We start from the raw sequence: 9,513 nt of genomic DNA on the forward strand, positions 1-9,513 counted from the left end.
TTCGCTCGTTTCGCGTCAACGTCGCGCCGAGTGGCCAAGGCTGCTCCGACAGACCTTCCTTGCAATGACGAAAGGCCCGGCGGCGACGCCGGGCTTTCATTGAACGTGAGCGTTATTCATGGCCAGATCATCCAAATCCGGACCCTCCCTGCGCTCGCTGTCGGTCGGCGAGAAGGTTCGGCACGCCCTGACCGAGGTATTGCAGCGCGGCGAAATCCGCGATCCGCTCCTCGAAAATGCCGTCATATCCGTCTCCGAAGTCCGCATGGCGTCGGACCTCAAGCTAGCGACGGCCTATGTCACCGTGCTCGGCCAGACCGACACGGAACCCTATGTCGCGGCGCTCAATCAGCATGTCCGATTTATTCGCGGCCGCCTGACGCCGGCGCTCAAGCAGATGAAATACATGCCGGAGGTGCGGTTTCGCGCCGACACCTCCTTCGACAATTTCGCGCGCATCGACGCGCTGCTGAAATCGCCCGAGGTCGTCCGCGATCTCGACGGTGACGACGACGAGGATCTTGGCTGATGGTGCGCCGGGGCAAGAAGCCGAAGGGCCGGCCGATCAATGGCTGGATCATTCTGGACAAGCCGAAGGGCATGGGCTCGACCGAAGCGGTGTCGAAGTTGAAATGGCTGTATTTCGCGCAGAAGGCGGGCCATGCCGGCACGCTCGATCCGCTGGCTTCGGGCATGTTGCCGATCGCGTTCGGCGACGCGACCAAGACCGTTCCCTTCGTCATGGAAGGGCGCAAGGTCTATCGCTTCACCGTGCGCTGGGGCGCCGAGACCACGACCGACGACACGGAGGGGCCGGTGGTCCACTCCTCCGAGACGCGTCCGTCCGAGGCCGAGATCGAGGCGCGTCTGGCCGACTATACCGGCGAAATCGAGCAGGTGCCGCCGAGCTTCTCGGCCATCAAGATCGCCGGCGAGCGGGCCTATGACCTGGCGCGTGAGGGTGAGACGGTAGAGATCGCGGCGCGGACCGTCTCGGTGCATCGGCTGGACATTGTCGACTGCCCCGATGCCGATACGACCGTGTTCGAGGCTGAATGCGGCAAGGGCACCTATGTGCGCGCGATCGCTCGCGATCTCGGCCGCGACCTTGGTTGTTATGGCCATGTGATCGAGCTGCGCCGCGTCTCCGTCGGCGCGTTCGGCGAGGACGATCTGGTGCCGCTGGAAGAGCTGGAGGCCGCCGCTGAAGAGGGGCGCGAGGAGCTGGATGCCGAAGCTCTCGAGGCCGGCGCCAAGGCGCGGGTCGTCGATTTCGAGCCGCTGGACGAGTATCTCGTGGCGCCGGAAGTGGCGCTCGCCGACCTTTACGAAGTGGCGCTGACCGACGACCAGGCGGGCCGTGTCCTGTCCGGCAATGCGGTCCTGTTGCGCGGACGTGACGCGCCGGCCTTCTGCGACGAGGCCTATGCGACCGGCCATGGCCGGCTCGTCGCGCTCGGCGCGATCGAGGAGGGGGCGTTCAAGCCAAAGCGGGTCTTCGGCGGCAAAGGCTGAGGCGAGGTCGGAAAGTGGGCCCCGCACACGACCGTGTCCCTAGCTTCGCGTAAGCCGGCCCGTGCAATATGCACCTTCCTTGGCGGATCGAGGTGCCGGTATTGTTGCGCAGTGCAATAGAAAATTTACCCGCACCTCTTACGGCTAAGGAAGCCGCACAAGCCGACATATGGCATCTCGCCGTTCCCCGATTGCTTCCGCTGCGGATTTGGACCGGTGGAAGGACGCCATGTCGCTCAGGAACATCAAATTCTCGACCCGCATCATCGCCGCGGTTTTTCTGCCGTTGCTGGCCCTGTCGGTCTACGAGGCAATCCAGGTCAATACGCTCTGGCGCGAATCAAAGGCGGCCCAGCAGACCGAGATGTTCGCCCGCGAGATGCGCACCGTCTACGATCTCGTCCACGTCCTTCAGGTCGAGCGCGGCAATTCGGCCGGCTTCATCGGGTCCAAGGGCGCCCAGATGGGTGATTCCCTGGTCACGGCGCGGAATGGAACGAATGGTCGGCTCGCCGATCTTCGCTCGGTCAGCGAAGCGTTGCTGCCGGTCGCCAATGCACAGATTCGGGAGTCCCTCGCCAAGGCGAAGGACGATTTGGAGCGGCTCGGCGCCGTTCGTGGCACCATCGACGACCTCTCTATCTCGACCGGTGAGGCGCTGGGTTACTATACCGCCGTGATCGCCGATTTGAGCCGCATCGGCGGCGGCATCATCAACGCAACGGAAAGTCGCGATACCGCGATGAACCTTGCCGCCTATGTCAACATCATGGGCGCGAAGGAACTGGCCGGCGTGGAGCGCGGGATGGGCGCGGGGGGCATTGCCGCCGGCACGTTCTCCCTCGCCGCGTTCGACGCCTTTTCGGCTAAGAAGGGCGCTCAGGAAGCGCTGATATCGCGCTTTTTCGATCTCGCTTCGGACGATGTCGCGGCGACGAGCCGAAGCTTATACGGTAAGGGCGCCGGCGCCGATGTGGAAGCGATGCGCCTGGTGATCCTGGACGGAGGAAACTACGGGAAACTGTCGTCGCTGAACGCCGGCACATGGTTCGCCGGGATGACCGAATGGCTGGGAACCCTCGGCTCCATGGGAGCGGCGGTCTCCGACCGGATCATAGCCGACGCGGCGGCGGCGAGCAGCGCGGCCCAGACGCAGCTGACGGTGGTTGCCGCCATCGCGCTCGGACTGTTCGCAGCAATCGCCTTGTCGATCGTTCTGGTCGTACGCAGCATCGTTCGGCCGATCTCGGGGCTGTCGGTCCTGTTGCGCCGGATGGCGAACGGCGAATTCGACATCGAGGTGCCATTCGCCGGCCAACGCAACGAGGTCGGCGCCATGGCGGGCTCGGTGGTGGCCCTTCGTGAGGCCTTGCGGGAAAAAAGCGCGCAGGACGCCGAGCTCGAAGCCGGCCGTCATGCAAGCGATAGCGCGCGGCAAGCCGCCGACGCCAAGCGGGCGACCGCCGAAAGTGAAAGGCTCGCCGTCGTCGTCGGCGAGCTTGGTTCCGGCCTGCGGGAACTGGCCTCCGGCAATCTCTGCCACCGGATCGACACCGCCTTCTCCGGCGAATTCGAGCAGCTGCGAACGGATTTCAACGAAGCGGTCGCGCAACTGGATGCGACGCTCGCTGCCGTGGGGAGCAGCGCCAGGGCCGTGCATGTCGGGGCGGACGAAATTCGTGGTGCCGCCGACAACATGGCCGGCCGCACCGAGCAGCAGGCGGCCTCCGTCGAGGAAACGTCGGCCGCGTTCCAGGAAATCAACACGGCCGTTCAGGGTCTGTCGGCCAAGGCAAAGGAGGCGGGCGATCTGACCTCGCGCGCCAAGGGCCAGGCCGAGCGGTCCGGCGAGGTGGTGCGCAACGCCGTCACCGCGATGGGGCGTATCGAGACGTCGTCGCGGGAGATCGGCAACATCATCGGCGTCATCGACGAGATCGCCTTCCAGACCAATCTCCTCGCCCTCAACGCGGGTGTCGAGGCGGCCCGTGTCGGCGCGGCCGGCAAAGGCTTTGCCGTCGTCGCCCAGGAAGTGCGCGAACTGGCCCAGCGTTCGACCGAGGCCGCCAAGCAGATCAAGGAACTGGTCGCGTCGTCCCAAGACGAAGTCGGTAGCGGCGTTGCCCTGGTCGGAGAGACCGGCAATGCGCTTGAAGCGATCGTCGCCGAGATCCGGGAGATCGACGCGCATGTCGCCGCGATCGCGACCACCGCACGCGATCAATCGGTCGGGCTGCAGGAGATCAACACGGCGCTGCATTCGATCGACCAGGGAACGCAGCAGAACGCGGCCGTGGCCGAACAGTCGACGGCGGCAAGTCATGGCCTGGCGACCGAGGCGTCGTCGCTCAACGACCTCCTGTCGCGGTTCAAGCTGGCCGAGCAGTCGCTCCCGGGGCGAGCGCGGCGGGCAGCTTAGATCACTATGACATCGGATCGACTCGATCCGATGTCATGATCGGTTTCAGCAAGTCAGCGCGCAATGCGGGCGGACAACCCGTTCCAACTTTTCTTCATTCCGTCTAGGCGCCCTGCTGCGGCGGTTTGTCCGCGGCTGCGGTGATCGCGGCCGGCCTGCTGGTTTATTTCCGCCGCCGCTGGCTTTGAGCCATGGGCTCGTCCACGCCGTCCCGTAAGGCTAGTATTCTTCGCGGATTTGGCCTATAGGCAGCCGCAGCGCCGACCGGCTTGTCCCGTCCGCGCTATGTAACGGCCCTCGCTGGACGACATCCCGGCCATGGGCGACCCAACCCTCAAGATTTTCCAAGAAAGGGATTTCGATGTCGATTACGCTTGAGCGCAAAGCCGAGCTCATGAAGGAATACGCGATCAAGGAAGGCGACACCGGTTCGCCGGAAGTCCAGGTCGCGATCCTGACCGAGCGGATCGTGAACCTCACCGAGCATTTCAAGGACCACAAGAAGGACAACCACTCGCGTCGTGGCCTTCTGAAGATGGTCTCCCAGCGCCGCCGCCTCCTCGACTACGTGAAGTCGAAGGAAGAGCAGCGCTATCAGACTCTGATCGGCCGTCTCGGACTGCGCCGCTAAGATAGATACCCGGCGGGCCGGAGTGGGGCGACCCCTTCGGCCCGCCGGTCGCATTTCGGCCCCCCGCGAACCGGCGGGCCACACCAGCCCCGGGCTCCGCGACCAGTTCGCAAGAGCCCGACCACCCGAGCGGTCATGGGGCAGGATTACCGGATGCTTCCGGAACGGCCGGCGCCAGGCAAAGACCTGGCGCCTTCACCGCCTCGAAGCCTCTCGTCGTCTTGCCCATGACGCGTTTCGGTCACGAAACGCGCTTCGCCTCCAGCACCTATGACGGTGCTCACGGAGCGCAGGATGAAAAGGCAACAACATGTTCAACACCCACAAGGTGGAAATCGACTGGGCGGGCCGTCCNAGGATGAAAAGGCAACAACATGTTCAACACCCACAAGGTGGAAATCGACTGGGCGGGCCGTCCGCTTACCCTGGAAACCGGCAAGATCGCCCGTCAGGCCGACGGCGCGGTTCTGGCCACCTACGGTGAAACCACCGTGCTGGCGACGGTCGTCTCGGCCAAGCAGCCCAAGCCCGGCCTGGATTTCTTTCCGCTGACCGTCAACTACCAGGAAAAAACCTTCGCGGCCGGCAAGATCCCGGGCGGCTTCTTCAAGCGCGAGGGCCGGCCCTCGGAAAAGGAGACCCTGGTTTCCCGTCTGATCGACCGTCCGATCCGGCCGCTCTTCGCCGCCGGCTACAAGAACGAGACCCAGGTCGTTCTCACCGTCCTGCAGCATGATTTGGAGAACGATCCGGACGTTGTCGCGATGGTCGCGGCCTCGGCGGCGCTGACGCTCTCCGGCGTGCCCTTCATGGGGCCGATCGGCGGCGCCCGCGTCGGCTATATCGAGGGTGAGTACAAGCTGAACCCGCATGTCGACGAGATGATCGAGTCCAAGCTCGACCTCCTCGTCGCCGGCACCGACTCTGCCGTGCTGATGGTGGAATCGGAAGCCCATGAGCTGTCCGAGGACGTCATGCTCGGCGCGGTCATGTTCGGTCATCGCGGCATGCAGCCGGTGATCGACGCCATCATCAAGCTGGCCGAACACGCCGCCAAGGAGCCGCGCGAGCATATCGCCGCGGATCATTCCGCGCTCGAGGGCGAAATGCTGCAGCTCGCCGAGGGCGAGCTGCGCGACGCCTACAAGATCACCGACAAGCAGGCGCGCTACGTCGCCGTCGACGCCGTCAAGGCGAAGGTCACCGCGCATTTCCTCCCAGAGGGCGCGGAAGAGACCAAATATTCCAAGGAAGAGGTCGGCGCGGTCTTCAAGTCGCTGCAGGCCAAGATCGTCCGCTGGAACATCCTCGACACTGGTAGCCGTATCGACGGGCGTGACCTGAAGACGGTCCGCACCATCGTCGCCGAGGCCGGTATCCTGCCGCGCACCCACGGCTCGGCGCTGTTCACCCGCGGCGAGACCCAGGCGCTGGTCGTCGCCACGCTCGGCACCGGCGAGGACGAGCAGTTCGTCGACGCCCTGACCGGGACCTACAAGGAGCGCTTCCTGCTCCATTACAACTTCCCGCCATACTCGGTCGGCGAGACCGGCCGCATGGGTTCGCCCGGCCGCCGCGAAATCGGCCACGGCAAGCTGGCCTGGCGGGCGATGCGCCCGATCCTGCCGGCGCCCGAGCAGTTCCCCTACACGATCCGCGCGGTCTCCGAGGTCACCGAGTCGAACGGCTCGTCCTCGATGGCGACGGTCTGCGGCACTTCGCTTGCCCTGATGGATGCCGGCGTTCCGCTGAAGGCTTCCGTTGCAGGCATCGCGATGGGACTGATCAAGGAGGACGAGCGCTTCGCGGTTCTGTCCGACATCCTCGGCGACGAGGACCATCTCGGCGACATGGACTTCAAGGTCGCCGGCACGGGCGAGGGCATCACCTCGCTGCAGATGGACATCAAGATCCAGGGCATCACCGAGGAAATCATGCAGGTCGCCCTCGATCAGGCCAAGGCCGGTCGTCTGCATATCCTCGAGGAGATGGCCAAGGCGCTGTCGGAAAGCCGTGCCGAGCTCGGCGAGTTCGCACCGCGCATCGAGGTCATGCAGGTTCCGACCGACAAGATCCGCGACGTCATCGGCGCCGGTGGCAAGATCATCCGCGAGATCGTCGAAAAGACCGGCGCCAAGATCAACATCGAGGACGACGGCACCGTGAAGATCGCCTCCTCCTCGGCCAAGGAGATCGAGGCAGCCAAAAAGTGGATTCACTCGATCGTGGCCGAGCCCGAGGTCGGTGAGATCTACGAGGGCACGGTAGTCAAGACCGTCGAATTCGGCGCCTTCGTCAACTTCTTCGGCTCCAAGGACGGTCTCGTCCACATCTCGCAACTGGCCGCCGACCGGGTCGGCAAGACCACTGACGTCGTCAAGGAAGGCGATAAGGTCTGGGTCAAGCTGATGGGCTTCGACGAGCGCGGCAAGGTCCGCCTCTCCATGAAGGTGGTCGACCAGACCACCGGCGAGGAGATGAAGGAAGACGCCGCCTGATCGGCGGCCTTCTTTCCGACCCTTTGAAAGGCGCGTCCCCCGGGGCGCGCCTTTTTTTGCGTTTTATGACCATCCAGGTTGAAGCCTGCTGGCCAAACCGTTGCCGCCGCAGATAGCCGCGACCAGGACGGGTGCATACATTCCCCTACGGAATTCAACTTGACTATTGCCAAACGTCGTTTCATTGTTAATGGGAAAGTACGATGGCACCAAAGTAAGAAAGGATTAGAAATGCCGGAAATCAGCGCAAAAACCCTTTCACTCTTGGTCGACGGGAAGAGCGTGGAGATCAAGAATGAAAAAGAGACCCAGACGGAGCTGAATAACGCGCTCCAAGATCCCGATAAATTCAAGGAATTCGCAAAGAGCCCAGCAGCATTCGCTAAGGAATACGGCCTGCAGATCGACGAGGCGCTATCAGCTCAATTGTCCTCGAAGCTCAAGGACGTCCAGAGCGTCGGCGATATGCAGAAGGTTATGCGGGGCACCAACGAGGCAACGGTCTGGGCCGTGGCATCCGGGTCCTACTCGGTCGCGTCGTCGAAGATCGCACTGGCGTACTGACGCATTTGTGCCAACCTGCTGAGAGACCCCTCGCCCGGTTGGGGAAGTCGGCGGGGCGGTCCTTGACAACGGTGGGGCACAAACCATGGCGATTCCAGTTTCATCCTTTGCCTTCCATTTAACTTATACCTGTCCACTCGCTTGCGCACATTGTTGCTTCAATTCCTCGCCGCAAGTCGCCGATCGCCTCGATCCGGCATTCGTTCTTGAGGCGATCGCTCATATTCCCGAAGATGTGACCCTGGTCGCCTTCACGGGGGGCGAGCCGTTTCTGCATGGTCGCAATCTCGTTCGCTATGTCGAGGCCGCGAAATCAAGATCTTTCAAGACCCGCATCGTAACGAGTGGATATTTCGCCACCTCGGAAAGAGCGGCACGTCTTCGCTTCCAGCCCTTGGCAGACGCCGGCCTAGACGAGCTTTCCATCAGCTGGGACGACTATCACGAGGAGTTTGTGGCTTTCGACTGCGTGCGCACGCTTGTGCAGACGGCGAGGGAGGCCGGAGTCTATACGGCGATCAGTTCCGTCCAGTCCGTCGAGACACTCTGGACGGCTGAGCGGATACGAAGCGCACTCGGAGATGTCGGCTCCGAGGTGGAGATCATTAGTGAATCCGGGCTCAATCTGACCGGGCGGGCGGAGACAGACCTCAAGGACGCCACCTTTGTATCGAACGGATATCTCGGACCATGTCCCTATGTGCTGACTGGGCCGACCATGAGCGCGAAGAACAAGCTTCTTGCCTGTTGCGGCGTCATTCCGGACACCAAGCGGCTCACGATCCGCGAAGCGCCCGATCCGGAAGAAATTCCGGAGCTGATTGAAGCAAGCCTGCGCAATCCGCTTTTTACCGGGTTGTTTCTACGGGGACCCTATTCCCTGATGGAGGCGATCGCTCGCAAGCATGATGTTACAATTCCTCCTCGTGACAAGGTGGGGGGCAATTGCGAGGCCTGTAAGCTGTTGTTTGAGACGCCAACGATCGAGGCTCATCTCGACGCGTATCTGAAAGACATGTCGATCACGTTTCTCAATGAGATGCTGTTGCTAGAATCTCTGGAACTGCTCACTCCGAAACATGTGATGGGCCTGTGGGGAAATAGCAGTGCCACCCGTACGGACCTCTGTCGCCACGAAGCCGGTCACGCTATCTAAGACGGGACTGACTGCGTATCCGGGACAGGACCGTTCTCGCTGTTGAAGAGAGTGCATACCGCAAGAGTTGATCGGAAACCGACCTGGGCGCTTTGATCGCACGCGTCTTCGCCGCGCTGCTCACCGGCACGGTGTTCAGCCAGTCGGTGGAGTTCACGCAGCAATATCTGCAGCGGCTCGGTGGCGCGGTGGACGAGATCGAAATGGTCGTCGCGCGATTCGACGCCGGGGCGGCACGAGCGGGCGTCTCGCGGGACGCGGCGCTAAAGCGCCTGCGCGGGAATTCCGATCCCCTGGCGGCCCGGCAGGGCGAGGACGCCGCCGCGACGATCTTACGCTCCGAGGAGCTGGCGCGGCGTTACCGTGATCTCGTCGACGCGGCGCCGCTGCTCCGGCCGTTCGTCGTTCTGGGTGATCTGGACTGGGCGATTACCGCGCGAGCCGGCAACGATTATCGTCCCGCTTTGCCAATCACGATCGACGGTTTCGTGCTGACAGCGACAGGATTCGGCCTCGGCTGGGCCTTCGGGGCTAGCGCCCATGGCGCGGCGCGGATGGGCCGCCGCCGATCCCGGCGGCGGATACGCTCGATCTGACACCGCCGCGTGGTGGAAAAATGCGGCCTAGAGCATCCGGCGAATAATTTGAATCGACGGGTTCCCATTTGATGTTCGGTTTGATTCTCTGTGAGCAGGAGGTGCTTCATGGGAAAGGCTGTTTCATCAGATTT

The 9,513-nt window shown here is 63.1% G+C and carries 8 protein-coding genes; all 8 read left to right on the forward strand.

Translation table 11 applies throughout. From position 1 onward, the window contains the following. Positions 1–118 precede the first annotated feature (118 nt). The 8 genes from rbfA to VSX60_RS08165 all read left to right on the forward strand — a co-directional run bounded on the left by rbfA (position 119) and on the right by VSX60_RS08165 (position 9,379). A complete protein-coding gene (gene rbfA / locus VSX60_RS08130; protein ID WP_327623641.1) occupies positions 119–529 on the forward strand; it encodes a 30S ribosome-binding factor RbfA in 411 nt (136 codons plus the stop codon). Further along, the gene (gene truB / locus VSX60_RS08135) at positions 529–1,515 is read left to right on the forward strand and encodes a tRNA pseudouridine(55) synthase TruB (RefSeq protein WP_327623642.1); all 987 of its coding nucleotides are present in this window, start codon (positions 529–531) and stop codon (positions 1,513–1,515) included. Before rbfA ends, truB begins: the two co-directional genes overlap by 1 nt. Positions 1,516–1,744: 229 nt before the next feature. Beyond that, positions 1,745–3,934, forward strand: a complete 2,190-nt coding sequence (locus VSX60_RS08140; protein WP_327623643.1) for a methyl-accepting chemotaxis protein — start codon at positions 1,745–1,747, stop codon at positions 3,932–3,934. 244 nt (positions 3,935–4,178) lie between these two features. Next, positions 4,179–4,565: a 30S ribosomal protein S15 gene (rpsO, locus tag VSX60_RS08145; protein ID WP_327623660.1), complete on the forward strand. Its 387-nt coding sequence runs from the start codon at positions 4,179–4,181 to the stop codon at positions 4,563–4,565. A 374-nt stretch (positions 4,566–4,939) separates the two neighbouring features. Beyond that, positions 4,940–7,063: a polyribonucleotide nucleotidyltransferase gene (pnp, locus tag VSX60_RS08150; RefSeq protein ID WP_327623644.1), complete on the forward strand. Its 2,124-nt coding sequence runs from the start codon at positions 4,940–4,942 to the stop codon at positions 7,061–7,063. A gap of 231 nt (positions 7,064–7,294) precedes the next feature. Beyond that, positions 7,295–7,627, forward strand: a complete 333-nt coding sequence (locus VSX60_RS08155) for a hypothetical protein (RefSeq protein ID WP_327623645.1) — start codon at positions 7,295–7,297, stop codon at positions 7,625–7,627. An 85-nt stretch (positions 7,628–7,712) separates the two neighbouring features. Next, on the forward strand, positions 7,713–8,783 hold the full coding sequence (locus tag VSX60_RS08160; protein ID WP_327623646.1) for a radical SAM protein: 1,071 nt from the start codon (positions 7,713–7,715) through the stop codon (positions 8,781–8,783). A gap of 92 nt (positions 8,784–8,875) precedes the next feature. Continuing rightward, positions 8,876–9,379, forward strand: coding sequence for a DUF2937 family protein (locus tag VSX60_RS08165; RefSeq protein WP_327623647.1), 504 nt, complete (start codon positions 8,876–8,878; stop codon positions 9,377–9,379). Positions 9,380–9,513: the final 134 nt, after the last annotated feature.

It is taken from the genome of Aurantimonas sp. A3-2-R12 (assembly GCF_036016755.1).
Lineage (GTDB): Bacteria > Pseudomonadota > Alphaproteobacteria > Rhizobiales > Rhizobiaceae > Aurantimonas > Aurantimonas coralicida_A.

Excerpts from the sequence above, each read along its gene's own strand:
- VSX60_RS08160 (WP_327623646.1), top strand. The coding sequence starts at position 7,713 with ATGGCGATTCCAGTTTCATCCTTTGCCTTCCATTTAACTTATACCTGT.
- truB (WP_327623642.1), top strand. The coding sequence starts at position 529 with ATGGTGCGCCGGGGCAAGAAGCCGAAGGGCCGGCCGATCAATGGCTGG.
- VSX60_RS08140 (WP_327623643.1), top strand. The coding sequence starts at position 1,745 with ATGTCGCTCAGGAACATCAAATTCTCGACCCGCATCATCGCCGCGGTT.
- VSX60_RS08155 (WP_327623645.1), top strand. The coding sequence starts at position 7,295 with ATGCCGGAAATCAGCGCAAAAACCCTTTCACTCTTGGTCGACGGGAAG.
- pnp (WP_327623644.1), top strand. The coding sequence starts at position 4,940 with ATGTTCAACACCCACAAGGTGGAAATCGACTGGGCGGGCCGTCCGCTT.
- rbfA (WP_327623641.1), top strand. The coding sequence starts at position 119 with ATGGCCAGATCATCCAAATCCGGACCCTCCCTGCGCTCGCTGTCGGTC.